The sequence below is a fragment of the Paenibacillus sp. CAA11 genome (genome assembly GCF_003060825.1).
Taxonomy (GTDB): domain Bacteria; phylum Bacillota; class Bacilli; order Paenibacillales; family Paenibacillaceae; genus Fontibacillus.
The window spans coordinates 2,605,867-2,631,525 of sequence record NZ_CP028922.1 but is presented as its reverse complement, the minus strand read 5'-3'; the positions used below and the strand labels follow the sequence as shown (position 1 = coordinate 2,631,525).

Annotated in this window: 23 protein-coding genes; 22 read left to right on the top strand and 1 reads right to left on the bottom strand. The window is 48.2% G+C overall.

Annotated features, from left to right (window positions below; translation table 11 throughout):
- Window positions 1-24: 24 nt before the first annotated feature.
- From DCC85_RS12145 to glnA, 18 genes are all read left to right on the top strand, one after another.
- Window positions 25-795, top strand: a complete 771-nt coding sequence (locus DCC85_RS12145) for an ABC transporter permease (RefSeq protein ID WP_442789542.1) — start codon at window positions 25-27, stop codon at window positions 793-795.
- A 102-nt stretch (window positions 796-897) separates the two neighbouring features.
- Window positions 898-1,875 carry an aromatic acid exporter family protein gene (locus DCC85_RS12140; RefSeq protein WP_108465829.1) on the top strand — a complete coding sequence of 326 codons (978 nt, stop codon included), beginning with the start codon at window positions 898-900 and terminating at the stop codon, window positions 1,873-1,875.
- A 352-nt stretch (window positions 1,876-2,227) separates the two neighbouring features.
- The gene (locus tag DCC85_RS22980; protein WP_159081865.1) at window positions 2,228-2,401 is read left to right on the top strand and encodes a hypothetical protein; all 174 of its coding nucleotides are present in this window, start codon (window positions 2,228-2,230) and stop codon (window positions 2,399-2,401) included.
- Between the two features lie 101 nt (window positions 2,402-2,502).
- Complete coding sequence (gene cotE / locus DCC85_RS12135; RefSeq protein WP_108465828.1) at window positions 2,503-3,048, top strand: outer spore coat protein CotE; 546 nt, start codon at window positions 2,503-2,505, stop codon at window positions 3,046-3,048.
- Window positions 3,049-3,184: 136 nt separating this feature from the next.
- On the top strand, window positions 3,185-4,486 hold the full coding sequence (locus tag DCC85_RS12130) for a putative amidoligase domain-containing protein (protein WP_108465827.1): 1,302 nt from the start codon (window positions 3,185-3,187) through the stop codon (window positions 4,484-4,486).
- Between the two features lie 32 nt (window positions 4,487-4,518).
- A complete protein-coding gene (mutS, locus tag DCC85_RS12125) occupies window positions 4,519-7,278 on the top strand; it encodes a DNA mismatch repair protein MutS (RefSeq protein WP_108465826.1) in 2,760 nt (919 codons plus the stop codon).
- Between the two features lie 88 nt (window positions 7,279-7,366).
- Complete coding sequence (mutL, locus tag DCC85_RS12120) at window positions 7,367-9,349, top strand: DNA mismatch repair endonuclease MutL (protein WP_108465825.1); 1,983 nt, start codon at window positions 7,367-7,369, stop codon at window positions 9,347-9,349.
- Between the two features lie 19 nt (window positions 9,350-9,368).
- On the top strand, window positions 9,369-10,148 hold the full coding sequence (locus tag DCC85_RS12115; protein WP_108465824.1) for a class I SAM-dependent methyltransferase: 780 nt from the start codon (window positions 9,369-9,371) through the stop codon (window positions 10,146-10,148).
- Window positions 10,138-11,109, top strand: coding sequence for a tRNA (adenosine(37)-N6)-dimethylallyltransferase MiaA (gene miaA, locus DCC85_RS12110; protein WP_108465823.1), 972 nt, complete (start codon window positions 10,138-10,140; stop codon window positions 11,107-11,109). Before DCC85_RS12115 ends, miaA begins: the two co-directional genes overlap by 11 nt.
- Window positions 11,110-11,133: 24 nt before the next feature.
- Complete coding sequence (gene hfq / locus DCC85_RS12105) at window positions 11,134-11,373, top strand: RNA chaperone Hfq (RefSeq protein WP_108465822.1); 240 nt, start codon at window positions 11,134-11,136, stop codon at window positions 11,371-11,373.
- A 139-nt stretch (window positions 11,374-11,512) separates the two neighbouring features.
- On the top strand, window positions 11,513-14,185 hold the full coding sequence (locus tag DCC85_RS12100; protein ID WP_108467839.1) for a PBP1A family penicillin-binding protein: 2,673 nt from the start codon (window positions 11,513-11,515) through the stop codon (window positions 14,183-14,185).
- A 151-nt stretch (window positions 14,186-14,336) separates the two neighbouring features.
- Window positions 14,337-14,909, top strand: coding sequence for a ribonuclease FAU-1 family protein (locus DCC85_RS12095; RefSeq protein WP_108465821.1), 573 nt, complete (start codon window positions 14,337-14,339; stop codon window positions 14,907-14,909).
- Window positions 14,906-15,562, top strand: coding sequence for a YdcF family protein (locus tag DCC85_RS12090; RefSeq protein WP_108465820.1), 657 nt, complete (start codon window positions 14,906-14,908; stop codon window positions 15,560-15,562). The genes DCC85_RS12095 and DCC85_RS12090 overlap by 4 nt, the downstream gene beginning before the upstream one ends.
- An 86-nt stretch (window positions 15,563-15,648) precedes the next feature.
- Window positions 15,649-16,623 (top strand): stage V sporulation protein K, encoded by a 975-nt coding sequence (gene spoVK, locus DCC85_RS12085; RefSeq protein WP_108465819.1) that lies wholly within the window; start codon window positions 15,649-15,651, stop codon window positions 16,621-16,623.
- 41 nt (window positions 16,624-16,664) lie between these two features.
- The gene (gene hflX, locus DCC85_RS12080) at window positions 16,665-17,954 is read left to right on the top strand and encodes a GTPase HflX (RefSeq protein WP_108465818.1); all 1,290 of its coding nucleotides are present in this window, start codon (window positions 16,665-16,667) and stop codon (window positions 17,952-17,954) included.
- Window positions 17,955-18,033: 79 nt separating this feature from the next.
- Entirely contained in the window at window positions 18,034-19,287 is a 1,254-nt protein-coding gene (locus tag DCC85_RS12075; protein WP_108465817.1) for a methionine gamma-lyase family protein, read from the top strand.
- A gap of 84 nt (window positions 19,288-19,371) precedes the next feature.
- On the top strand, window positions 19,372-19,782 hold the full coding sequence (locus DCC85_RS12070) for a MerR family transcriptional regulator (protein WP_108465816.1): 411 nt from the start codon (window positions 19,372-19,374) through the stop codon (window positions 19,780-19,782).
- Between the two features lie 100 nt (window positions 19,783-19,882).
- Window positions 19,883-21,211 carry a type I glutamate--ammonia ligase gene (glnA, locus tag DCC85_RS12065; RefSeq protein ID WP_108465815.1) on the top strand — a complete coding sequence of 443 codons (1,329 nt, stop codon included), beginning with the start codon at window positions 19,883-19,885 and terminating at the stop codon, window positions 21,209-21,211.
- Window positions 21,212-21,962: 751 nt separating this feature from the next.
- Here glnA and DCC85_RS12055 read toward each other — a convergent pair.
- Window positions 21,963-22,379 carry a carboxymuconolactone decarboxylase family protein gene (locus tag DCC85_RS12055; RefSeq protein WP_108465813.1) on the bottom strand — a complete coding sequence of 139 codons (417 nt, stop codon included), beginning with the start codon at window positions 22,377-22,379 and terminating at the stop codon, window positions 21,963-21,965.
- Window positions 22,380-22,501: 122 nt separating this feature from the next.
- On the opposite strand from DCC85_RS12055, the gene DCC85_RS12050 reads away from it, so the two are divergent.
- From DCC85_RS12050 to DCC85_RS12035, 4 genes are all read left to right on the top strand, one after another.
- A complete protein-coding gene (locus tag DCC85_RS12050) occupies window positions 22,502-22,942 on the top strand; it encodes an Lrp/AsnC family transcriptional regulator (RefSeq protein ID WP_108465812.1) in 441 nt (146 codons plus the stop codon).
- A gap of 158 nt (window positions 22,943-23,100) precedes the next feature.
- Window positions 23,101-23,619: an NAD(P)H-dependent oxidoreductase gene (locus tag DCC85_RS12045; protein ID WP_108465811.1), complete on the top strand. Its 519-nt coding sequence runs from the start codon at window positions 23,101-23,103 to the stop codon at window positions 23,617-23,619.
- A 290-nt stretch (window positions 23,620-23,909) separates the two neighbouring features.
- A complete protein-coding gene (locus DCC85_RS12040; RefSeq protein WP_159081864.1) occupies window positions 23,910-24,497 on the top strand; it encodes a hypothetical protein in 588 nt (195 codons plus the stop codon).
- Window positions 24,498-24,663: 166 nt separating this feature from the next.
- Window positions 24,664-25,545 carry a glycosyltransferase family 2 protein gene (locus tag DCC85_RS12035; RefSeq protein WP_108465809.1) on the top strand — a complete coding sequence of 294 codons (882 nt, stop codon included), beginning with the start codon at window positions 24,664-24,666 and terminating at the stop codon, window positions 25,543-25,545.
- Window positions 25,546-25,659 lie beyond the last annotated feature (114 nt).

The following is a 25,659-nucleotide window of genomic DNA, read 5'->3' as shown; positions in this document are numbered from 1 at the left end:
GAATGGGTGCAGCAAGAATTGGGAATGCACCGGAAACGGCGGAAAACCAGAGGCCGCATGGTGCTGGGTACACAGCTGTTAATCCTCCTCGTCGGTATTCTGGCCTGGGAGCTTGCAGGTCGGTTCAAATGGATCGATGTGCTGATCTTCAGCTATCCGTCCAAAGTGTTTGCTCAAATCATGAGAGACATTACAAGCGGCGAGCTTTGGCCCCATTTGGGAATGACTGTGTTCGAGACGGCTGCAGGGTTCCTGCTGGGTACGGTGGCTGGAACAGGGCTTGCCGTACTTATTTGGTGGTCGCCTTTTTTGGCCAAGGTATTGGACCCTTATCTGGTAGTCTTCAACAGTATGCCTAAAGTGGCTCTGGGGCCAATTTTTATTGTGTTATTTGGAGGCGGATTTACCGCTATTGTCATGACAACCCTGTCTATCACGGTGATTACGACCACGCTCGTCGTATATACAAGCTTCCAAGAGGTAGATCAGAATTATACGAAGGTGGTGCGCACATTTGGGGGCAGCAAGCGCGATATTTTCAGCAAGGTCATGCTCCCGGCTTCCTTTCCGGCTATCGTATCGACACTGAAAGTCAATGTTGGTTTAGCTTGGGTGGGTGTGATTGTCGGGGAGTTTCTTGTGGCGAAGATTGGACTGGGCTACCTGATTATTTACGGCTTTCAAGTCTTTAACTTCACGCTGGTTTTTGCCAGCCTTGTCATCATTGCCATCGTCGCGACGGCCATGTACCAAATGGTTGTTTATATAGAGCGGCTGATTCTTAGGAAGCGGTAACGCTTCCTTTTTTGCATCTATAGATTGGTGATTGAGCTCAACTTCCAAATCGAGTACGATAGACTACAACAGATTTTGAAAGAATGAAATGGAAGGGATCGTATGGGATTTAGGGTTATAAAAACAGCGATTGCTACGCTTCTGGCCATATTAATAGCAGATACAGCCGGAGTTCATGGGGCGTTGTCTGCTGGGTTGCTAGCCATCCTGGGCGTGGATGTGACGCGCAAACGGAGCATCAAGTCTGTCTCCTCCCGTTTTTTTGCTTCGATTTTAGGACTGGCCTTATCTTTTGGTTTATTTTATGTTCTTGGATTTCATATTTGGGTGTTGTTCGTCTATATACTTATTGCCTTTCCGCTTATCTCCAAAGCGCATTTTAAGGAAGGGATTGTGACTAGTTCGGTCGTTGTCTTTCGGGTATTTGGCGAGGAAACACTCAGTTTAGAGGTGTTTGTTACTCAGGTTCTGCTGCTCTTGATCGGCCTCGGATCGGCGATGCTGGTGAATCTCATTTATATGCCAAGAGAAGAAGTGAAGCTCAGCTGGATCCGCCGGGAGGTGGATGGGCTCTTTTCTAAGATTTTTGCGCATATTGCTGATACCCTGCGAAATCCTGATGATGAATGGGATGGCAAGGAGCTGACCCAGGCCTCCCGGGAGATTGAGAAGGGGTTGTCCATTGCGAAGCGTGCGCTGGAGAATCAGGTGATCTCTTCCGATGAGTCGTGGATGGTCTATTTCTTCATGCGGAAGGAGCACTTGGAGCGGATTGAGAGCATGATGGAGCTGATTTCGCAAGTATACCGAAGAATGCCTCAAGGGGAACTTGCAGCAGCCCTTTTTGACCAGCTTAGCGAGGACGTCATGGAGGAGTCCTATTGCGGAGTCACAGAGAAGCTGCTTCTGGAATTGGAAGTCAAGTTTGCGCAAATGGAGCTGCCTTCAACTCGAGAGGAGTTCGAGAATCGTTCTGCAATCCTTCAGTTGTGCCGGGAACTTGACCAATATTTGCGTATTTCAAAGAAAGATAAAGGAGCTTTGAATGTTCGCAAGGGAAAGCCTGGGATCCCGCTGTGATGAAGCTTGGCTAAAGATAAGGCTAACCTTTCGACGCTAACTGTCCGTTAATGTAGATGTTCCAGAAAAATACATATCGGAGGGATAGCATGAATGCTCGTATTCAGCCTCAAGCAGCCCCCGCTGCACTAAGTTCTGCTGCTGCATCAAGAAAAAGTCAACCGCAAGATGAAATACTTCAAAAACTGCTTAGCTTTTAGTCCAGTGGTGCCTTCGAGAAGGAAAAACGAAAAATGCTGTAAGCTCTCATGCAAGAAAAGGAATCAAAAGAGATTCAGGCCAATTTAGAGAGCTTGAAAAATTTCAGAAGGAGCAGGACAAGAAAAGCGAGGAAGCAGCAGCAAAGCAAAATTTGATTTCGCAAACCAACCAAGACGGAGATACGGTTACGATTTCCGATGAAGCGAAAATGCAGCAGAATGGGGCTCAAAACTCTACCGTAGGAAATTTTGTAGAAGGCTCTTCAGGAAGTTCTGCAACTTCCGAGCCTCCCGGTGCTCCTGACACTTCTAACCAAGGCGAATAAATGTAGATTAAATATTCTTTTTTTAGTGGAACCTCCTTATCAACATTTGCCTACTTCCTGCATACATATGTAGTGAATGATTGTATGGAGGAGGTTTAAACATGCCATCGCAATTTCAAAGTAGAGAGATTATAACGAAAGCGATCTGCGGCAAGGGTCGTAAGTTCTCTACCGTAACACATACCGTGACTCCGCCTCACAATCCGACGAGTATTCTGGGGGCTTGGATTATTAACCACCAGTACGAAGCGGTTGCTGCGGGGGAAGGAATTGAAGTTATTGGTACTTACGATGTGAACATCTGGTATTCGTATGACAAGAATTCGCAAACGGCGGTTGCTAAAGAAAAGGTCTCCTACGTGGAGAATGTGCCGCTCACTTACCTTGACGGAAGACATCGTTCTTCCACTGTCGAGGTATCGGCGGAAGCCACGCAGGAGCCAAGCACCGTAGAGGCTGTTGTTTCGGGTGGGGGCGGCGTCATCATCCGGGTTGAGCGGGAGTTCGCTGTTGAGCTGGTGGCTGAGACCAAGATCAACGTGCTCGTAGTGCCCGGCAGTGATGAGGGTGACAAGGAATATGATTTCGCGCTGGATGATGGGGATTACGATGAGTTAGATCCGGACCTCTTGGATGAAGATCTGTGACCTATGCCCATCCGCTTTGTATGAAAAGGTAATGCATTATATGCAGTCGTGATGACGGCGGAGAGGGCGGATGCCCTCTTTTTTTATATTCTGATTTCATTTGGATGCAGCTTGTTAAAAAGGGGAGAAGTAACGTATGCAGAAGCAGCGGAACAAATGGGACTGGATCCCGGCTAGAGAAATTCGGAATTGGGAAGAACGGCTGAGAATGGCTGGAATCAAGCATCAGTTCTCTCATAAGGGAGCCTTTGATATGGATGCCAATACCCGCTATGCGAAAGGTTACAAGGTATATGTTACACAGCTGCGGTCTATAGGAATTGTTGAAGAATCCGGAGGGCGTTCTGGTTCCCCGTTGCTCCTGTCCAGGCAATCTTGGGAGGGAAAGACCGGAGAGAAGATTGCGAAGAGGCTGGAAAAGCTGGCAGTTCGTACATTGTACAGCCTGGGAATGGATTCTGGGATCGTCACCATTTTACCGGGTGAAGAACGCGGCAGCGCAGTTGCAGGGATTAAGCCTCTAGATAAGGGCTGGCAGGAGGATGCTGCTCGTTATGTCCGGGCAAATTCAGCGGGCCTGGCAGCAGCTTCAGAGGATGAGATACAGACCCAGCAAGTCAGGGTGGGACTGGATCCTGAATTTATTTTGTTTGATCCCAAGAGCGGCAAAGTCATACCGGCTTCCCGTTTTTTGGGACGCCAGGGACGTGCGGGCTGTGACGCAGTGTGGATTCGCGGGAAATGCTACTATCCAGTAGCCGAGTTAAGACCAGCTCCTGCCACTCATCCTAGCGCCTTGTTCAGACAGCTCAGAGCCTCGATGGCGCTGGCAGCTCGTGAAATAGAGGATACTTCTTTGCATTGGTATGCAGGAGGCATGCCTCTTGAAGGATTGCCCCTAGGAGGGCATGTTCACCTCAGCGGGGTTCCCTTCAGCCCGGAGCTGCTGCGCGCTCTGGATAATTATTTGGCTCTGCTGGTTGCGGTATTGGAGGATTCAAGAAGCCTGAAACGCCGTCCCCGTTACGGTTTTTTGGGGGACTTCAGGCTGCAGCCGCATGGCGGTTTTGAATACCGGACATTGCCGAGCTTTCTTGTGTCCCCTATGGTGACCAAAGCTGTAATTGCTCTAGCATTCTTGATTGCGAATCAATATGGGAAATTGAAGCAGCGTCCTCTTCAGGACATCCATATTCAGAAAGCCTTCTATCAGGGAGAACGCGAGAAGCTTCGGACAGCCGTGCTGCCGCTCCTTCAGGAGCTGGAGACACTAGATGAATGTGAGCAGCATGCTGCATACATTAGGCCTATGTTCGCAGCTGTACGGGACGGCTGGGTCTGGGATGAGCTGACAGATGTGCGCCCGCCGTGGAGAATTCACATACCGGAAGGGAAGAGGAAGTCTATCACAAGCGCCTCTAATTTCTTTCTGGTATAATAGAGTTCTATGAATGGGTATGGAGGTACGTCATGGCCAAATATACGCCGATGATTGAACAATATTTGAAGATCAAAGAACAAGCGAAGGATGCTTTTCTTTTTTTTCGTTTAGGTGACTTTTATGAGATGTTTTTTGATGATGCTATTCTTGCCGCCAAAGAGCTGGAAATCACTCTTACCGGACGGGCCGGGGGCGGCGACGAGCGCATTCCTATGTGCGGGGTCCCTTATCATTCTGCTGAGAACTATATACACCGATTGATAGAGAAGGGCTACAAGGTAGCTATATGCGAACAGCTGGATGATCCCGCGCAGGTCAAAGGAATGGTGAGGCGTGAGATTGTTAGAGTTGTTACGCCTGGTACAGTAATGGAAGGCAAGACCATTGGGGAAAAATCCAATAACTACATGGTTTGCGTTACCGAGACGGAAGCGTCGATGGCGGTTGCCGCCTGCGACTTGTCTACAGGAGAGCTGCATGTGACCAGCGCACCTGCAAGCAGGGAATGGCTGCGCGATGAGGTGGGTCTGTACACGCCGTCCGAGATCATTGGCGATGCTGAGCTGCTGGATTGGCTGCGGGAGCAGGCTGGTCCGATATCCCGCCCGATTGTGTACACCGCTCGCGAGAAGAGCCGGGACGATGCTGGGCGCCGCCAGTTTGGCGAGGCCGCCTGGGTTCGGCTTGAGCCTGAACGGCAGGTCTGCGTATCGCTTCTTGTATCCTATCTTGCAGAGACGCAAAAGCGCTCGCTTGGCCAGCTTACCCGGATTTCGTCCTATGAGCCGGAAAATTTCATGATTCTCGATCCGTTCACACGGCGAAATCTAGAGCTTGTTGAGACGGTGCGTGACCGCTCGAAGAAGGGCTCACTATTGTCCCTGCTGGACCGGACGGAGACATCTATGGGAGCACGATTGCTCCGCCGCTGGGTGGACAAGCCCCTGCTGCAGCGAAGCCGCATCGAGGCAAGACTAGAAGCGGTAGAGCAGCTTCATGCAGGCTATATGCTGCGGGAGGACTTGCGTGAGAAGCTCAAGGAGATTTATGACTTGGAGCGTCTGGTCGCACGGATCGCCTTCGGATCGGCGAACGGGCGAGACCTGCTGGCTCTGAAACAGTCGCTATGGCAGATTCCCGATTTGAAGGAGCTGTGCGCTTCCTCGTCGTCTAAGACGCTCCAGCGAATTTCGGAGGAGCTTGATGACTGCCGGGATCTGGCGGAAGCCATTGATCTGGCTATTGCGGAGGATCCTCCTGTCTCCGTGCGGGACGGAGGCCTGATCCGGCCCGGTTATCACGCACGCCTCGATGAGCTGCGTGAAGCGGGCGCGAATGGCAAGCGCTGGATTGCTGAGCTGGAGGCGGCAGAGCGGCAGGCGACCGGAATTAAGTCACTGAAGATTGGCTACAACAAAGTGTTTGGCTACTATATCGAAGTGACTAAGTCCAATTTGGGCGCCCTTCCTGAAGGGCGGTATGAACGCAAGCAGACGCTTGCTAATGCAGAAAGATTCGTGACGCCGGAGCTGAAGGAGAAAGAAACACTCATCCTGGAGGCACAAGATCAGATGCTTGACCTGGAATATTCGCTGTTCACAGAGCTCAGGGAACGGCTCAATGCCGAGATCACCCGGCTACAGCGCTTAGCTGAAGCCGTTGCGGAGATCGATGTGTACCGTTCTCTGGCAGCGGTCAGTGCGGATTCGGGCTTCGTGAAGCCAGTGCTCACCGACGGTTATGATTTTGTCGTTGATCAGGGCCGCCACCCTGTTGTGGAGTCGGTGATGGAAGGCACAGCCTTTATCGCTAACGGCACAGAGCTTCGGCAGAAGGATGCCAATATTTTGCTTATCACTGGGCCTAATATGGCCGGTAAGAGCACTTATATGAGGCAGGTAGCCCTGATCTCCATCATGGCGCAGATCGGCTGCTTTGTGCCTGCCACTAAGGCTGAAATTCCGATGATTGACCGCATCTTCACCCGAATCGGTGCTGCCGATGACCTGATTGGCGGCCAGAGCACCTTCATGGTGGAGATGGCCGATATTCAGGTGATGACCGAGAAGGCAACACCTCGAAGCCTGATCATTATTGATGAGCTTGGGCGCGGTACTTCTACCACGGAAGGGATGGCTATTGCCCAAGCGGTTATTGAATATGTCCATGACCATATAGGCTGTAAAGCACTGGTGTCAACGCACTTCCATGAGCTTGCCCATCTGGAGTTAGAGCTTAAAGGGCTCCATAATTATTGTATGGCTGTTCAGGAGAGCGGAGACAAGGTCCATTTCCTCCGCAGATTGGTGCCAGGTGCGGCCAGCACCAGCTACGGCATCTACTGCGCCCGCCTTGCCGGGCTACCAGGCAGCATCATTGACCGGGCTTACGGCCTGCTGCAGGACCTGGAAGAGGCAGCCCCCCGCCCAGTGTCAGATCGAGACGCTGCAGCGGCGCCGGCGGCCGAAGCCAGTCTGCCGAAGCCTGTAGCGGAGAAGAAGGAGGACTCGGCCGTCTCACTTCCTGCGTTAGAGGAAGTGGAGCCTCGCCGAACATCGGCCGAGCCTTCAGCCGCTGAGACTTCGGATGGCGTGGTGCAGTTGTCGATCTTCGGGGAGGAGGAGCCAGAAAAGCCGACCGCTCCTGTCGTTCCTTCGCAGGGTTCTCAGGAAGACGCAAGATCCCGGAAGATCATCAAGCAGGTGAAGGATGCTGATGTGATGAACATGACACCTCTGCAGGCTTTGCAGTTTCTGAATGATTTGAAGATGAAGGCCAAAGATTTGTAGTTATTTTGCCGGGGCAGGCATTTATTGTAAATTGGAATGTTAAGGCGCTAGAAATTCTGAAATAGAAAGAGAGCGGGTGGATTCAGATATGGCTAAAATCCAGATACTGGACGAGCATATTGCGAACCAGATCGCGGCGGGTGAGGTCGTAGAGCGGCCATCCTCCGTGGTCAAGGAGCTGGTTGAGAACGCGATTGACGCAGGCTCAACGAAGGTGGACGTCATGGTGGAGGAGGGCGGTCTGATGAGCATCCGTGTCACGGACAACGGTTCGGGGATTGAACCGGAGGACTGTGAGACGGCATTCTACCGCCACGCCACCAGCAAGCTTTCCAGCGGACGGGATCTGTTCCAGATCCGGAGTCTAGGGTTCCGCGGCGAGGCTCTCCCAAGTATTGCAGCCGTCGCGAAGGTGCAGCTGATCAGCGCCAGCAGCGACTCCGGGCTCGGCTATAAGGTGTCGATTGAGGGAGGAAAGCTGAAGGAGAGCGAAGCAGCACCAGCCCCAAAGGGCACGGACCTCGTCATCAGAGAATTATTCTACAATACCCCGGCCAGGCTGAAATACATGAAGACGATTCAGACAGAGCTCGGCCATATTTCCGACGTGATGTATCGCCAGGCCTTGGCCCATCCTGAGATCGGCTTCTCTCTCAGACATAACGGCAACGCGCTGCTGCAGACGCCGGGCAACGGAGATTTGCTGCAAGTAATTGCAGCCATATATGGAAATAATGCAGCTAGAGCGATGGTACCGATTGAGTATGAAGATCCCGATTACACCCTGCGGGGATTCATCGGACGGCCGGACTTGACCCGTTCCAACCGGAACGCGATATCCACCGTAGTCAATGGCCGCTATATTCGGAATACAGGGCTGCAGCAAGCCATTCTTCGCGGTTATCATACTTTGCTGCCGATCGGTCGTTATCCCCTGGTTGTGCTCCAGCTGACGATGCATCCTTCACTGGTCGATGTGAATGTGCATCCAGCGAAGCTGGAAGTACGCTTCAGTAAGGAAGGGGAATTGAACACATTCGTGGAGACCGCTGTCAAGGGGGCTTTGTCCCAGCATGTGCTGATTCCACAGGTCGTTAAGCAACAAATTGGGAAAGGTGACAGCCGTTCTGTGATTCAGGAGCAGTTCAGCTTCCCGTCTCCTTCTCAGGCGCCTGTGGATACTGCGAATCGGCAGGAGTTTATACATTCCGGTAACTCCGCTCCCGTCAGCGGCAGTCCTTCCAGGGAAGGGAGTACGGCTGGAGGTCAAGGACAGGGAATGGACGTCCCTTCTGTCTCATCCTCCATGTCCCAGGTTCGGAGTCCGCAAGTTCGGGAAGGAGCTGCGGCTGGATATGCGGCTGGAGCAGGAGCAGGGGGTAGTTATAACCAGAAGGGCTGGCAGAATGAGGTGCGAACGTCAGCGCTGCCTAAGCCTGAACATATTGAGAGGTTGTATGAATCGCCCGCGGAAGCGCCTCAGGTTCCCCAATTCCCGGAGCTCACTCTGATCGGTCAGCACCATGGCACTTATCTGATTGCGAATAATGACACGGGATTATATTTGATAGATCAGCATGCGGCCCATGAGCGGGTGAATTACGAATATTACTATGAGAAATTTGGTTCGCCAGCGGATGCATCACAGGAGCTGCTTCTGCCGATAACCTTAGAATTCACTCCTTCTGACAGTGAGAAGCTGAAGGACCGCCTGCATTGGTTCGAGAGTGCTGGAGTCATATTAGAGCACTTCGGAGGACAGACATTCCGCGTAGTATCTCACCCCTATTGGTTCCCCAAAGGGGAAGAGGCGGCGATCATTGAGGAGATGGCTGATTGGGTACTGAATGAACGGTCCATTGATTTGGCAAAAATCCGGGAGAAATCATCTATTCTCTGCTCCTGCAAAGCCTCGATCAAAGCGAATCAGAAGCTGACTCAGGAAGAGGCAGTGACGCTGCTGCGCCGTCTGGCTGCATGCCGCCAGCCTTATACTTGTCCGCATGGGCGGCCGATTGTTGTATCCTTTTCCACTTATGACCTGGAAAAGCTGTTTAAGAGAGTAATGTAAGTGAACGGAGGAATCAACCTTGATTATAACTACTGGTGATCATGAAGCGCAGGGATCGGTGCAGCGCGCTTTGCAGATTGCCGCAGGCACAGGACTTCGTTATGTCCGCAGATCGGGCCTTTCGCTGAGCAAGCTTCGCAAGAAATACAATGATCCGGATATTCTGATTGTCCTGGAGAACGGGATTCGTATTGCAGGCGAGGATGGAGAGCCTATGTTCTTTCATCCCAGCATGTCCTTTGTTAGAGCCAAACGTCTCTTAAAGGGTGGGAAGGATCTCATGCTCGAAGCTGCTGGTGTTGTGCCAGGAGATCGCATCATAGATTGCACGGCCGGTCTCGGTGCAGATTCCATTATTTTCTCCATGGGCAGCGGGCCTTTGGGGGAGGTGGTCTCACTCGAAAGCTCATTTCCATTATATATGCTGCTGCGTGAGGGTTTAGCAAGCTACCATTCAGGGTTAAAAGAGTTTGATGAAGCCTTGTCTCGGATTGAGGTCCGTCACGGCCATCATCTGGACTGGCTCAAGCAAATGCCTGATCAAAGCGCGGATATCGTATATTTTGATCCGATGTTCAGGGAGCCGACGACAGAGTCATCCTCCATATCACCTCTCCGCAGTTACGCGAATCTAGATCAAATCAGCTTGGAAGCGATAGCTGAAGCGAGAAGGGTTGCACGTAAAGCAGTGGTCCTTAAGGAGAAAAGAGATAGCGGAGAATTCACCCGGCTAGGATTTGACCTGCCCGACCGGAGCCGCTCCAAAATTACGTACGGGGTGATGCGTCTTGACAGCTGAGAATAAACCTAAGCTTCTAGTCCTGGTAGGTCCAACAGCAGTTGGAAAAACAAGGCTTAGTATTGAAATTGCCAAAGCTTATTCCTGTGAGGTTATTTCTGGTGATTCCATGCAAGTTTACCGGGAAATGGACATCGGCACTGCCAAAATTACTCAGGATGAAATGAGAGGGGTCCCCCATCATCTTATTGATGTTCTCAAGCCGGACGAGCCTTTTTCGGTAGCGCTGTTCCAAGAGGCTTGCCGCCGTCTGATTCCAGAAGTTACATCCAGGGGGCATCTGCCATTTATCGTTGGAGGCACCGGGCTGTATGTGGAATCGGTTTGTTACGAATTCCAGTTCTCGGAAGCAGGATCAGATGAGGAATTCAGACAAGCTCAGGTCAAATATGCCGAGGAATTTGGGGTGCAGGCTCTTCATGACAAGCTGGCCCAGATCGATCCGGCTTCTGCCGCCAAGCTGCATCCGAATGATCAGCGAAGGGTCATTCGTGCTCTTGAAATACACCACCTCACCGGAATCACAATGTCGGCTCAATTGGAGGGGCAGACTAAGCAGTCTCCATATGATCTATGTCTGATCGGTTTGACAATGGACCGTCAATTGCTATATAACCGAATAGAGGAACGCATTGATGCCATGATCGAGCAGGGATTGGTTCAAGAGGTGGAGTCTCTGCTGAATAAGGGCTATACGCCAGACCTGGTCTCCATGCAGGGGCTTGGCTATAAGGAGATTGTGGAGCATCTGGTGGATGGAGTCCCTCTGGATCAGGCCATTGTCAAGCTGAAGCGGGATACGCGTCATTTCGCAAAGCGTCAGCTGTCCTGGTTCCGCCACATGAAGGAGATTCATTGGGTAGACTGCACGGATGGAAATTTTTCAAAGAATTTGGCGGACATCCATGCTATAATAGCAGGAAAGTTCGGAGCATCTCTTGAATATAATACAAAACACTAATTGAACATTTGGGGGTACGGCTAAATGAACAAATCCATCAATATCCAAGATACGTTCTTAAACCAATTGCGCAAAGAAAGCATTCCGGTCACGGTCTTCTTAACGAACGGCTTCCAAATTCGGGGAACGATCAAAGCTTTTGACAACTTCACGATCGTTATCGACAGTGACGGACGCCAGCAAATGGTGTACAAGCACGCTATCTCCACCTTCCAGCCGCAGCGAAATGTTTCGCTGATGCAGGATAATCAAGGCGAGGGCTAACCCCCAAGACCTGAAACTTTTTTAAAACCTTAACGTTTAAATGTATAGGAATTAGAATGGAGCAACCTGAACGATAAGGGTTGTTCTTTTCCTTTCCGGGGGCGTTTAGGCTAGAATGAAGGGAGTCTATAGAGAGAACATGCCGACACAAAGACCGTCTAGAATGGATCGCAACCACAAGGCGTCGGATTCATCCAAAGACAAACCAAAGAAAAAAAAGAAGAAATTGTCTGCCAAGAAAGTGCTGTGGACCACGTTTTTTACCATGGCATTCGCAATTATTTGCGGAATAATCGGATATCTGTTCATTATGTTCAACGGAGAAAAGCTGCTCCGCGAGAACCAGGATAAGCTGGTTGTCTATGAATCGACTAAGGTTTATGACCGCGGCGGCAAGCTGATGGGTGAGCTGTCTATCGACAAGAGTGAGCCAGTGGATAGCAATCAGATCCCCAAGCTCCTCAAGGACGCTTTTGTAGCTACGGAGGATAAGCGTTTCTACGAGCATAATGGGGTAGACATCTGGTCCATCGGCCGGGCGGCCGTTAAGGATATTGTAGCCAGGAAGAAGCTGGAGGGCGGGAGTACGATCACTCAGCAGCTTGCCAAGAACATCTTCCTGTCACGGGATAAGACCTTTTTCCGTAAAGCTACCGAGGTTGCGATAGCAACCGCCTTGGAGCGAAATAAGACGAAGGATGAGATACTGACCTTGTATTTGAACCGAATTAATTTTGGCGGAACCACCTATGGAATTAAGGCTGCTGCCGAGAAATATTTTGGTCAGGGTGATCTTAACAAACTGGAGCTGTGGCAGATGGCCACCCTTGCAGCGATGCCGAAGGGTCCATCGAAGTACAATCCACTGCGCAACCCGGAAGCATCTACCGAGCGAAGGGGCGTCGTACTGGATTTGATGTATGAACAGGGCTATATCACCGCAGAGCAGCGGGACCATGCGAAGGCCGTCAAATACGATTACCAGCCTCCGGTCAAGAAGCAGAATTACAACGCTTTTATCGATTATGTCATGGATGAAGCGGAGGATGTGGCGCCAGAACTGACCGAGGACCAGATCGTCCGTGGAGGTTATAAGATTTACACAACTATGGATGCCCAGGCGCAGAAGGCGGTTGAGAAGGCGTTCGCGAATGACAGTCTATTTGAGAAGAGCAAGGATGATCAACAGGTACAGGGCTCCATTGTGATCATGAACCATGAGAACGGAGCGATTGTGGCGCTGCTTGGCGGACGCGATTATGAACGTAAAGGCTTTAGCCGGATTAACAGCCGCAGACAGCCAGGCTCAGCATTAAAGCCGATTATTGATTATGCACCTGCTCTGGAGACAGGGAAGTTTACAATAAACTCCAAACTCAGCAACAAGAAGCAATGCTTCGGTAACTATTGTCCGAAGAATCTTCATGGCTATTCAGATACGATTGGTATGACTCAGGCGATTACAAAATCTGAAAATATTCCTGCGGTATGGATTCTTAATCAGATCGGTGTGAAGACAGGTATTGATTATGCCCAGAAGATGGGGATCACGCTCGATAAGAATGATAGCAACCTGGCCGTCGCGCTGGGGGGATTGACCAAGGGTACCACGACGATGGAGATGGCCGAAGCCTACAGTGTACTGGCGAATAAGGGAAGACATAATGACCCATACTCCATTAAAGAAATTCGGGACCATGCAGGAACCCCGGTGTACCAGCATGGCAAACCTAAACAGGAACAGATCCTTGGTGAAGACACCGCCTATTACATGACCAAGATGCTTCAAAACGTAGTTACTGATGGTACAGGGAAGAAAGCAAGAATAGATCGTCCTGTGGCAGGGAAAACAGGTACTACACAGCACGGAATTTCAGGCCTTAAGAGCAGCAAAAACCGTGATGTCTGGTTTGTTGGTTATACCCCTGAGTGGACTGCTGCTATCTGGATGGGTTATGACAAGGTGGATAAGAACCATCTGCTGAATGGCAGCAGCGGCCAAACGGCTGCCATGTTCGCGGCTGTCATGTCTGAGGCGCTTAAGGGCGTACCTGTCAAAGATTTTGATGTTCCATCCAAACTGTCCAAGCCGAAGAAAGAAGAAGAGCAGCCGGTTAAGCCGAAGGGCGTAACAGGCTTGAGCGGTACTTATGACGAAGGAACTGCAACGGTATCCTTAACTTGGAATGGAGTGGACCAGGCAGGCGGACAATACCGGATCTACCGGAAGGCCTCGACAGATGCTGATTATTCGCTCCTCATGAACGTTGCAACGACAGATGCAGAGGATTTAACAGTTGCACCTGCAACTGCTTATGAATACTATGTAACGTATTATGATCCGGCAACGGATACGGAAAGTGACCGATCGAATGTCGTCAGGTTTGAAATTCCTGCCGTAGAAGATCAGAATGAGACCACACCTCCGGATACGGGGAATGGAACTGATCCGAACGGTGGCAACTTAAATCCAGGCGATACTCCTTCGAATACCAACCAGGATAACACAGGGAATACGAACCAGGGGGGCGACTCCAGCGGTAATGGAGTTGACAATAATGGCGGGAATTCGGGAGACACCGGGAACCCTGCAACCTCTCCGGATGATCAAAGCAACAAGCAGGGAAGAGGTAAAGGAAACGGCAAGTCGAATGGCCGCGGCAGCGGTTCAGGAGACTCTCCCGATAGTTCTGGGGGAACCTCCGGACCGGAGACCAATTCAGGAACCGGCGATGGTACTACAGGCAGCAGTGGAGACGGTACCTTCGCCCCTGACCCCTCGAATCCCGCAGGTTCACAGAACGCCGGGTAATCGAAGAGGATAATTCATAGTCATGCAAAGAGCTTCCATTTCTTTCGAGTTCGAGAGAAGGAAGCTCTTTGCTTTTTTTGCCAAATGCCTTTTGTGAGTAGCTTTCAAATATGATAAGCTGAACATAACATGTGTGAAAGGGTATTAACCGATGAAGCGAAAATTTGGAGACCGGGCAAATTGGCGCCGTGTGACACAGCGGCAGTTTGCTTCAAGGTATGTGAAAAGTGCTAGTTTTACGGGGTATATCACTCTGTACACGATCCAGACCCTACGTGAGCCGTTATGGAAAACCTATGGAAGGCACACCTTTCGGATTGCAGACAAGGGTTATAGCTGGCTTCAGTATTATCCGGCTGGAGAGCATTTTATTGTTACGGCAATGTTTGATGACAAGCATGAGATTGTAGAATGGTACATTGATGTTTGCAAGAATCAAGGCGTAACCGATCAAGGCGTTCCCTGGTTTGATGATTTGTATCTAGATATTGTGGTGCTGAAGAATGGAGAGGTTTTTCTGTTGGATCAGGATGAACTGGACGATGCGCTTGCCCGGAGGCTGATTACACCTCGCGATTATGAGCTTGCTTCCCAGACAGCACGTGATGTGCTTCGTGCTATTGATTCGCATTCCTTTCCTTACTTCCTCATGTCACTCGCACACCGGGATCAAGGAATGGAGCTAAGCGAATTGAAATTCGGCCTACATGGAGGATCTGCATGAATAATTCCGCCGAATCTGTGAAAGTCCCTCCCCGTACACGTAAAGCAGGGCCTGCTCGCCAGCTGGTCAAAGCCGCTGGGCTGATCATCCTGCTAGGACTGGTATGGCTTGCTTACGCTTGGCTGCAAATTGAGAGCGGGAAAAGCACGAAGTCACTGAAGCCAGCTGATGTAGGGATCGTTCTAGGAGCTTCGTTATGGAATGATGTACCGAGTCCGGGCTTGAAGGAACGGCTGAATCTGGCAGCCCAGTTATATAGCGAGGGGAAGTTCCCTTATATTTTGGTTACCGGCGGCCTTGATTCACCAAAAGCCAAGCGCACAGAAGCACAGGGGATGGCGTTGTATCTTACAGAGTTAGGCATTCCGAAGGAAGCGATTCTGCTTGAGAATCAAGCTACCAGCACTGTGGAAAATCTTAAATTCAGCAAGCAGATTATGAAGGAGCATCATTTCAATACTGCGGTCATTATCACGCATAACTATCACGGAAGAAGAGCTCTTGAAATCGCAAGAACCCTTGATTATAAAGATCCTCAATTATCGTTGACGGATTCTAAAGTATTAAATATGGGATATAATAAGGCTCGGGAAATATTGGCTTATACGAAGTGGAAAATGGATCAAGCGCTCATCCTTATCCGTGGAGAGTAAGGAAACTTCTAATAACGGGACGATCAATAGAATACAATTGTCTAAGAAGTTTCTACAGTCCCACTTTTGGAAGAGGTGATGCCGCAATGCAAGGGCGTGCCATGGCCGGCAACAGCGAGAGACCATCGAGACAGATTAATGTGATACTTCGTACCTCTGAGCCGCCTGTTATTTCTCAAACGGCTCCCGAGATCGAGGCGGCTCCGTCCGCTGCCAAGACAGCGGCAGTGCAGCAGGGGATTTATGCTGAGATCCAGCGCGAGCTGGATCAATTAGTAGGCCTGGACGGTATTAAAGAGCTGGTGTTTGAAATCTTTGCGCTCCTGCAAATCGCTCAGATGCGTTCGGAGGTTGGTTTACTAAGCGGCTCCCAGGTATTTCATATGGTGTTTAAAGGGAATCCTGGTACTGGGAAAACAACAGTAGCTCGCATTATAGCCAAATTGTTTCAGAAGATGGGTGTGCTGAGTAAGGGGCATTTGCTGGAAGTAGAACGCGCTGATCTGGTGGGAGAGTATATTGGACATACGGCGCAGAAGACCCGGGATCTTGTGAAGAAGGCTCTTGGCGGCATTCTGTTCATAGACGAAGCTTATAGCTTGGCCCGGGGCGGCGAGAAGGATTTCGGGAAGGAAGCCATCGATACGCTGGTCAAAGCCATGGAAGACCATAAGAACCAGTTTATTCTAATTCTCGCGGGCTACTCGGACGAGATGGAATTCTTCCTGCAGACAAATCCAGGGCTGCCGTCCCGTTTTCCGATTCAGATGGACTTTCCGGATTACTCGGTCGATCAGCTGATCCAAATCTCGGAGATGATGGTGAAGGAGCGAGATTACATCCTGATGCCGCAGGCAATCCTCAAGCTGAAGCAGCACCTGATCAATGAGAAGCAGGAGAGCCTACATGCCTTCAGCAATGCTAGATACGTGAGGAATATGATCGAGCGTTCGATTCGCCAGCAGGCGGTGCGGCTGTTAAATCAATATTCGAGCGCTTCTCCAGGTAAACTGGAGCTGATGACTATTAGAACCGAGGATTTAAGGGTAGATAAGAAATAAGAAGCAGCAATTATAAGGCCTTTAGAAGGAGCAGTGAATGAATGGGAGCAACATATGAGACAAAGACGGAACTTACCGACAAAGCGGTATTAGTCAGCCTTGTAACGGATGAAGTCAAGCGAAGCGGAATTAATGCTAAGTATTCGCTTGATGAGCTGGTTAATTTGGCAGAGACAGCGGGAGTTGAAGTAAAGGACGTGATCGTCCAGAACCGGGAAACCCCGGATTCACGATGGTTTATCGGGAAAGGCAAGGTCGAAGAGCTGCGGGAAGCGATTGAAGCTCAGGAGGCCAACACAGCCATTTTTGATCAGGAGCTTTCAGGGGCCCAGGTTCGGAATCTCGAAGAGACGTTGGATGTTAAAATTATTGACCGTACACAGCTTATTCTGGATATTTTCGCTCAGCGTGCCAAAACGCGTGAAGGGATCATTCAGGTAGAGCTTGCACAGCTTTCCTACCTTCTCCCGAGACTGTCGGGCCATGGCAAGAACTTATCTCGTCTTGGCGGCGGTATCGGAACTAGAGGTCCGGGGGAAAGTAAGCTTGAGACAGACCGCCGTCACATTCGCGGCCGGATCAGTGATCTGAAGCGCCAGCTGGACGAAGTTACCCGGCATCGTAAGCTGCACAGACAGCGCCGCAAGGAAACCGGGGTAGTTCAGGTAGCCCTCGTAGGTTACACTAATACCGGTAAATCTACGCTGTTAAAGCAGCTGACGGCATCTGATATTTATGTGGAAAATCAATTGTTTGCTACACTTGATCCGACCTCACGCACTCTGGAGCTTCCAAGCGGTAAGGAGATCGTCCTGACAGACACGGTTGGCTTTATCCAGAACCTGCCGCATGATCTGGTCGCTTCCTTCCGGGCGACGCTCGAAGAAGCGAATGAAGCTGATCTGATCCTGCATGTTGTGGATGCTTCTGCGGAGAATCGGGAAGAGCAGATGGCTGTAGTTACAGAGATTCTGAATGATCTGGGAGCCGGCAGCAAGCCGCAGATCGTTCTCTTTAACAAGAAGGATTTGTGCACTCCAGAGCAGCTTCAGATGCTTCCATCCGGCGAGCATTCCTTCAAGATCAGCGCTTATGACGAGGCAGATCTAGAACTCGTTAGAGAAGCAATTCAGAAGCAGCTTACCGGCGACACACGTCTGTTCAGAATTCCTGCGGGACGGGGGGACTTAACAGCAATAGTTTACCGGGTTGGTGAGGTGCTGGAGCAGACTTTTGATGAGGATGATATCCTGTTCCGCGTTGAGCTGAATAAAGCGGATTATGAGAAGCTTGGGTATCAGCTTGAATCCTACATCATTAACGAAGGTTAGGTTAGTTAACAAGAAGTTTACGGCCTGTCGTTCCATTGTTGAACGGCAGGCCTGTCATCTATGAGGGAGAGAAGAAGAAATGGCAGGTTTTTCAGAAGAAATTAAGGGTTGGCTCAGACAGGCTGAAGAGTTAACCGCCGAGAGTCAGCAGCGAATTGATCGTATTGTTGATCACAATCAATGGAAAGTGATTGAAGCTTTTCAGCGGCATCAGGTAAGTGATTTTCATTTCGCAGGATCAACAGGCTACGCGTATAACGACCGGGGGCGTGAGGTACTCGACCTCGTATACGCTGACGTATTTGGAGCGGAAGCCGCATTGGTAAGACCGCATTTCGCCTCAGGAACACACACGATTGCTACGGCTCTATTCGGTGTACTTCGGCCGGGGGATGAGCTATTCTACATCACGGGCCGTCCTTATGACACATTACATAAAGTAATCGGACAAGCAGGAGATGGTACAGGATCCCTGCGAGATTACGGAATCAGCTATCGCGAAGCGGCTTTACTCGAAGAGGGTACGGTGGACTGGGCAGCTGTCGAGGCCGGTATTCATGAACATACGAAGGTGATTGGGATTCAGCGTTCACGCGGGTATGATTGGCGCAGTTCGTTTCGGGTCGAGCAGATTGCGGAGATGGTTCGCCGAGTGAAAGCGATAAAGCCCGATGTTATTGTATTCGTAGACAATTGCTATGGCGAGTTTACGGAAATACAGGAACCGACAGAAGTAGGCGCTGATCTGATTGCCGGTTCCCTAATCAAGAATCCAGGGGGAGGACTGGCTGAGACCGGCGGATATATTTGCGGCAGGGCTTCGCTAGTGGAGCTGGCCGCATATCGACTAACCGCTCCGGGCATTGGCGGAGAGGTAGGGGCTATGCTTGGGACAACACGGGGCATCTACCAGGGATTATTTATGGCCCCCACGATCGTTGGACAAGCTTTGAAGGGCAGCATCCTTGCTGCCGCCGTATTTGAGACGGCCGGGTTTGACTCGAAGCCCCGCTGGGACGAGCCGCGTACGGATCTGATCCAGGCGATCTCTTTTACAAGCAGTGAGCACCTTATCGCATTTGTTCAAGGGGTACAGCGGGCATCGGCAGTAGACGGACATGTGGTGCCTGAGCCATGGGATATGCCGGGTTATGAGCATCCGGTGATTATGGCTGCCGGAACCTTCATTCAAGGCGGCAGTCTGGAGCTAAGTGCGGACGCGCCAATTCGCAAACCTTACATTGCGTATATGCAGGGAGGATTGACATTATCTCATGTTAAGTATGGGATCTTAGCCGCTCTGCAGAAGATGAAGGAACAAAATCTACTATAATGGTTACCTGATTCTAGCTTGACATGTTAGACAACATGACATACAATCGAATCAGACTAATTCATTATTGGAAGGTTGAGAGCGATGGGTGACGAAATCCGCAGAAATATGGCTTTATTCCCTATCGGTATTGTGATGAAGCTTACCGATTTATCTGCTCGCCAGATTCGCTATTATGAACAGCATCAGTTAATTGTACCGGCCAGAACCTCCGGAAATCAGCGATTGTTCTCTTTTAATGACGTAGAGAGACTGCTTGAGATCAAAGCCTTAATTGACAAGGGTGTGAATATTGCCGGCATTAAGCAGGTGATGAACCCGATGGGCAAAGAATCTCAGGAGGCTACTGTCATAACCACAGATACTGAAGAGAAGCGCCGGGAACTTACGGACTCGCAACTTTATCGAATGTTGAAGCAGCAGTTGGTTACAGGGAGAAAACCGGGTCAGGTATCCTTGATCCAAGGTGAATTATCCCGTTTTTTTAAATCATAAATCGCGTCCTGCCGCGAGGGGGATTGTCCTGTATGGAGTATCCCTAGGTAATTTTTTTGTGGTAGACCAAGTTACTTAACTATGAAAGGGAGAGGGTACAGTGAGTTATTCAAAAGAGGATATTCTGCGCATTGCCAAGGAAGAAAACGTTCGTTTTATTCGACTGCAATTTACGGATTTGCTCGGGACCATCAAGAATGTGGAGATTCCCGTAAGTCAGCTTGAGAAAGCGCTCGACAATAAAATGATGTTTGACGGATCCTCAATCGAGGGCTATGTCCGCATTGAAGAATCTGATATGTATCTTTACCCTGATCTTGACACTTGGGTGATCTTCCCTTGGGTAGCTGAGGACCGTGTTGCCCGTTTGATCTGTGATGTATATATGCCTGATGGTACGCCATTCGCTGGAGACCCTCGCGGAATCCTAAAGCGTGCTTTGAAGGAAGCTGAAGAAATGGGCTATACCTCAATGAACGTAGGCCCAGAACCAGAATTCTTCCTGTTCAAGACGGATGAGAAGGGTAATCCAACCCTGGAGCTTAACGACCAAGGCGGTTACTTTGATCTGGCTCCAACAGACCTGGGCGAGAACTGCCGTCGTGAAATCGTACTGACGCTTGAAGAGATGGGCTTTGAAATTGAAGCCTCTCACCATGAGGTAGCCCCAGGCCAGCACGAAATTGACTTTAAATATGCAAATGCTATTAAAGCTGCCGACCAAATTCAAACCTTTAAGCTTGTAGTTAAGACCATTGCCCGTCAGCATGGCCTGCATGCAACCTTTATGCCAAAACCGTTATTTGGTGTAAACGGTTCGGGTATGCACTGTCACCAATCCCTGTTCAAGGGTGATGAGAATGCATTCTATGACGAGAGCGATACACTTGGCTTGAGTGTGACTGCACGCCATTACATGGCTGGAGTACTTAAGCATGCCCGTGCATTTGCTGCGATCACAAACCCAACCGTGAACTCATACAAACGCCTTGTTCCTGGCTATGAAGCACCTTGCTACGTAGCTTGGTCGGCGAGCAACCGTAGTCCGATGATTCGTATCCCGGCTTCGCGCGGACTCAGCACTCGGGTCGAAGTACGGAACCCGGACCCGGCTGCCAACCCTTACCTGGCATTGGCAGTTATGCTTAAGGCAGGTCTTGACGGGATCAAGAACGAGTACAAGCTCGTAGATCCAATCGACCGTAACATCTATGTGATGTCGGAAGAAGAGCGTGTTGAAGAAGGCATTCCAAGCTTGCCTGCAGATTTGAAAGAAGCTTTGGGCGAATTGCTTCGGAATGAAGTTATTGTTGAGGCTCTGGGTGAGCATGCCCTGACTCATTTCTATGAACTGAAGGAAATTGAATGGGATATGTTCAGAACACAAGTTCATGCTTGGGAACGTGACCAATATATGACGTTGTATTAAGACGGGGAACCCTTGGCGCTGTAGGCGCTGGGGGTTTTTCTTATTTCATTTACAGCTGTAACTGGCTCAATAGATCCTGAAGATGAAGTGGTGCGGGATGAAAGGGGAATAGCAAAATACCCGCTGTTTAATTTAAGCAGCGGGTATTTGCTGTGTCTTATATAGTTGCGCTTAAACGTTCGCTTTTCTCTTCCTGACAAGTAACAAATAGAACAATAGCCCTATCAGGGTACATGTCGGAGTGATTAATGGTTCGAATAGGTTGCCAATGGATGAAGATGAGTTAAGGGAGAATATATATCCTCCAATAATAATCACAATGAATAAAATAGCATTTGCAATAAAGAACACAAATTGTCCAACCCTGTTGTTGCGGAACCAAATAAGGATTATACACATCGCTATCAGAAATATGGCGAGGAAAGTCAATTGAAGCATTTCTGATCTTTGTCCGTTTTGGTGAATGATTGCAATATCATCAGGACGAAGAATGCTTTTTTGTAACCATTTTTGCGATAAATTCATCCGGTGATGGTCCATCCAGGCATACGCGCTATAAGATACTAGCATTAGAACAGCATATCCAAGATAAAACATCTTAAAAAATGTATTATAATTGTGTTTTCTGGAAAGTAGGGTCATTAAATGCACCTCTTAAAATCAGATATAACATTGATTTTTTTTAACTACCTTAACACAATCTCCCTTTTATTGTAAATATAATATCTCTCTTCTAAAAAAGAACATCGTCTCATTTCTCCTGGGCTTCCAGCTGCATCAAAGCTCCAAAATACTGGGAAGCCGTTGTGAATGTAATAAAGGCACAAAGTTCACTAATTTCCTCATCAGTTAGGGACTCTTTTAAGACATTGAAGATCCCATCTGAGAGATCTCCTTTTTGTTTAATAAATATCTCTGCGAATCCTACCGCGAGCGATATTTTTTCATCGAATAGATGAGGTTCTGGCTTGCCTTTTGCTTTGCAATACTCACAGCCGTTATTTTGCGCTAAAGTTCTCCGTACTTGTTCCTTTAACTGGGCTGAGAGTCTTCCGTCCTTCTCTAACGCATCGCCTAGCTGATTCCATGCATTCATGACCTCCTTATTATGTCCTAACAGTTTTTGAAAAGGGGTCATTCCATAGTTTGATTCTCTGATTCTTGCCATAATTCATACCTCCTTGTACAATTTATAATATCGAATTATTTGGTTATATAACATTGAATACGCAATTCAATTCAACTTATTATTTATGAAATTTAATGAAAACAGGGAGAATAACTTTAATTATGAAAATTGATTCTACGGACAAGAAAATCATTGATATCCTAAGAGAAAATAGCAGATTGTCGATGAGTGAAATCGGGAGAAGAATCAATTTATCTTCCCCATCCGTAACAGAGCGCGTAAGGAGATTGGAATCGTTTGAAATTATAAAGAAGTATACACTTGAGGTGGATTACGAGAAATTAGGCCTACCCATTCAGTGCATTGTCGAAGCGACTGTCAAAAACGGGGACTATAACTCTTTTAAGAAATATATCGAGGGGTTATCCAATGTGGAATTTTGCTATCGAATCGCGGGAAACGCCTGTTATATGCTTAAAATGCAGTTCGATACTTTTGCAAAAGCAGAACAGTTTATTGAAGATGTAAATCCTTATGCTCATACAGTAACGCATTTTATCTTTTCTCAGATCGAGACTAATTTAAAAATGAATTCAGACTGACCTATTGGTATTGAGAAGCAGTTCTGCCTACTTGTACGGGGACATGTTCTTGAATGAAATGAAGGATGATGACATAATAAGTGTGAAAGTCCCAATATAATTTAGTGTTGTATCATTATGGATATAGCCAACTCTAACAATAGGAAAGAGGGAAAACCATGAGAACACTGGTGATTGTCGCCCACCCCAATCTTGAAAAATCCTGTATAAACAAACGATGGGTCGAGGAACTGAAGGAGAAGTCAGGTGTAACCGTACATAATCTGTATGAGGTCTATCCGGATGAGCAGATTGATGTACAGCGTGAGCAGCAGCTTGCTATGGAGCATGACCGAATTGTATTTCAATTTCCATTTTACTGGTACAGCACACCGCCGCTTCTGAAAAAATGGCAGGATCTCGTATTGACCTATGGCTGGGCTTATGGATCACAAGGGGATAATTTGCATGGTAAAGAACTTTTAGTGGCTTTGTCGGCAGGGAGCCCTATAGAGAATTATCGGCCAGAAGGAAGAAATAAATTTACAATAGAGGAACTGTTGCGGCCGCTGGAAGCTACCAGTAATCTTATTGGTATCAAGCTTCTTCCTTATTTTGTTCAGTATAACGCGTCCATGCTTACTGACGATGAGCTGGATCGTTCTGCACGTGATTATGCGAATGTAGTTCAGTCTTGAGATCTGACTTATTGAAGGGATTCAACACGGATTTAGGTGAGGATATTCTAGGGGTAGGATGAATATGTAGTGAAAAGAAGCCTTGTTAGCAACAGCTAATGAGGCTTTTTTTGACTAGTGGTGACAAATTGAAGCAAGATAGAGCGGTAAAATAATTTAATCACTCTCCAAAATTTATTTAAATTTACAAAATATAGTATACAAACTATAATGGTACATACACCTAATGGATTTGACCAGCTGCGATTCAGGTAATCTATGAACCTCAGGTTAAGAGGGAGAATGGAGGAATGAACATGATCGATAAGATTAACAAGGTGAGCAATCCGCTAACGATCATTGCTATTTTTGCCGGTATTGCAGAGGTTGCTGCCACTGTCGCTTTGGGGCTCATCGCCGCTGAGGTTCAGAGGGTATTCATCTGGTTTGTCATGTTGTTTCCGATCTTGCTGGTTCTGTCTTTCTTCGTGACTTTATGGTACAGGCCCCAAGCTTTATATGCTCCAAGTGACTACCGAGATGAAGATAATTTTATGAAGAATATGAATAAGGCGAATGATATTGTTGAGAACACAGTTCAGCAAATTAAGGAATTTGAGATCGAGCCGGAAATGAAGAATAAGGTGATTTCAAATCTATATGAGGTAAAGGAAGTAGTTAATAATTTTAATAAGTCAAACAACCGATTAATCAGTCTTCTCAAGACGATAGAGCAGCATGCTGGAATTTCTAGAGAGGAAATCCTTACGGAGACTTCGTTAACAGTTAGTGAAGTGGATCAATTATTAAGCATGTTAATTAACCAGCAGGCTATTGAAGTTTATAAGGAATATGGAGTGACAAAGTTTAAAAAGAAGGAGCAGCGGCGGATTAGTTAATGCCATTAAATATAATCTGAATTAAGGCTCATGCGGTTTAAGACTGCAGAGTCTTTTTTGTTACCTATATGCCCTGTCCGATTTATGCTTCTAACATACAATGAAACGAACCTATCAATTGCTTGGGTCATTTATAGATTCTTATCAAAGAATAGGAGGAGATTATGTGCCAAGGGCATCCGTGATCATGCCGGTTTATAATAATGCAGCTTATGTCCAAGAAGCGATACACAGTATATTGGTGCAAACCTATACAGACTTCGAGCTTATTCTCATTGATGATGGATCAACAGACGGTTCGTCCTATCTTATCTCATTAATAGAGGATCCAAGGGTAAGGAAGGTTTTTCATTCACAAAATAGAGGACTTGTAGCCAGCCTGAATGAAGGGTTAAGCCTGGCAACAGGGGAGTATATTGTACGCATGGATAGTGATGATTTTGCTGCCCCCGATCGGTTAGGCATTCAGATTACATTCATGGATCAGCATCCATCTATTGATCTTAGCGGTTCTGCCTTTACTACCTCTATTGGCGGTACACCTAAAGTAAATCCGGTCAGTCATGAAGAAATAAGAACCTGGCTCTTGTTCCATTGCTGTATCTGCCACCCAACGACAATTATGCGAAGCAGTATGATTCATCGGCTGAATGTTCAGTATGATCATAATTATCCCCATGCCGAAGATTACGAATTATGGAATCGGTTAGCTCCGCATATCCAGATGGCTAATCTTCCCATCAATTTGTTGTATTACCGGCTGCACAGTGGACAAGTGTCTAATCAGCATCAAGCTACTCAAGCCGAATCAGCAAGAAAGGTGCGCCAAAGACAATTCAGCCAGCTTGGGCTTGCCTTATCGGATGAAGAGAATCAGATCATGCTGGATTTTATGCATTTTAATCTTCATGCACATGATAACAATAACTATAATCGTGCAGTAGGCTTTGCTAACTGGGTGCTTGAACAAAATCGAAAGTATGGTGTTTACAATCAAGAGATGCTGAATATGGCATTTTCACGTTGCATTTCTAATCTTCCTTACTAAAATATGATGTATTTGGATGTCTCGATCGACGCAATCCTTTTTAAGAATGACGCACATGATCCCTGCTTCCCCTCCTGTAATTTCATATTGAATAACGAACATATATTCGCATAT

What these genes read in the sequence shown, in the direction of transcription:
- cotE (WP_108465828.1), top strand. Translation starts at nt 2,503, where the DNA reads ATGCCATCGCAATTTCAAAGTAGAGAGATTATAACGAAAGCGATCTGC.
- DCC85_RS12090 (WP_108465820.1), top strand. Translation starts at nt 14,906, where the DNA reads ATGAATAATTCCGCCGAATCTGTGAAAGTCCCTCCCCGTACACGTAAA.
- hfq (WP_108465822.1), top strand. Translation starts at nt 11,134, where the DNA reads ATGAACAAATCCATCAATATCCAAGATACGTTCTTAAACCAATTGCGC.
- DCC85_RS12045 (WP_108465811.1), top strand. Translation starts at nt 23,101, where the DNA reads ATGAGAACACTGGTGATTGTCGCCCACCCCAATCTTGAAAAATCCTGT.
- DCC85_RS12130 (WP_108465827.1), top strand. Translation starts at nt 3,185, where the DNA reads ATGCAGAAGCAGCGGAACAAATGGGACTGGATCCCGGCTAGAGAAATT.
- mutL (WP_108465825.1), top strand. Translation starts at nt 7,367, where the DNA reads ATGGCTAAAATCCAGATACTGGACGAGCATATTGCGAACCAGATCGCG.
- DCC85_RS12140 (WP_108465829.1), top strand. Translation starts at nt 898, where the DNA reads ATGGGATTTAGGGTTATAAAAACAGCGATTGCTACGCTTCTGGCCATA.
- DCC85_RS12095 (WP_108465821.1), top strand. Translation starts at nt 14,337, where the DNA reads ATGAAGCGAAAATTTGGAGACCGGGCAAATTGGCGCCGTGTGACACAG.
- mutS (WP_108465826.1), top strand. Translation starts at nt 4,519, where the DNA reads ATGGCCAAATATACGCCGATGATTGAACAATATTTGAAGATCAAAGAA.
- DCC85_RS12070 (WP_108465816.1), top strand. Translation starts at nt 19,372, where the DNA reads ATGGGTGACGAAATCCGCAGAAATATGGCTTTATTCCCTATCGGTATT.
- DCC85_RS12050 (WP_108465812.1), top strand. Translation starts at nt 22,502, where the DNA reads ATGAAAATTGATTCTACGGACAAGAAAATCATTGATATCCTAAGAGAA.
- DCC85_RS12075 (WP_108465817.1), top strand. Translation starts at nt 18,034, where the DNA reads ATGGCAGGTTTTTCAGAAGAAATTAAGGGTTGGCTCAGACAGGCTGAA.
- DCC85_RS12040 (WP_159081864.1), top strand. Translation starts at nt 23,910, where the DNA reads ATGAACATGATCGATAAGATTAACAAGGTGAGCAATCCGCTAACGATC.
- DCC85_RS12055 (WP_108465813.1), bottom strand. Translation starts at nt 22,379, where the DNA reads ATGGCAAGAATCAGAGAATCAAACTATGGAATGACCCCTTTTCAAAAA.
- spoVK (WP_108465819.1), top strand. Translation starts at nt 15,649, where the DNA reads ATGCAAGGGCGTGCCATGGCCGGCAACAGCGAGAGACCATCGAGACAG.
- hflX (WP_108465818.1), top strand. Translation starts at nt 16,665, where the DNA reads ATGGGAGCAACATATGAGACAAAGACGGAACTTACCGACAAAGCGGTA.
- DCC85_RS12145 (WP_442789542.1), top strand. Translation starts at nt 25, where the DNA reads ATGCACCGGAAACGGCGGAAAACCAGAGGCCGCATGGTGCTGGGTACA.
- DCC85_RS12100 (WP_108467839.1), top strand. Translation starts at nt 11,513, where the DNA reads ATGCCGACACAAAGACCGTCTAGAATGGATCGCAACCACAAGGCGTCG.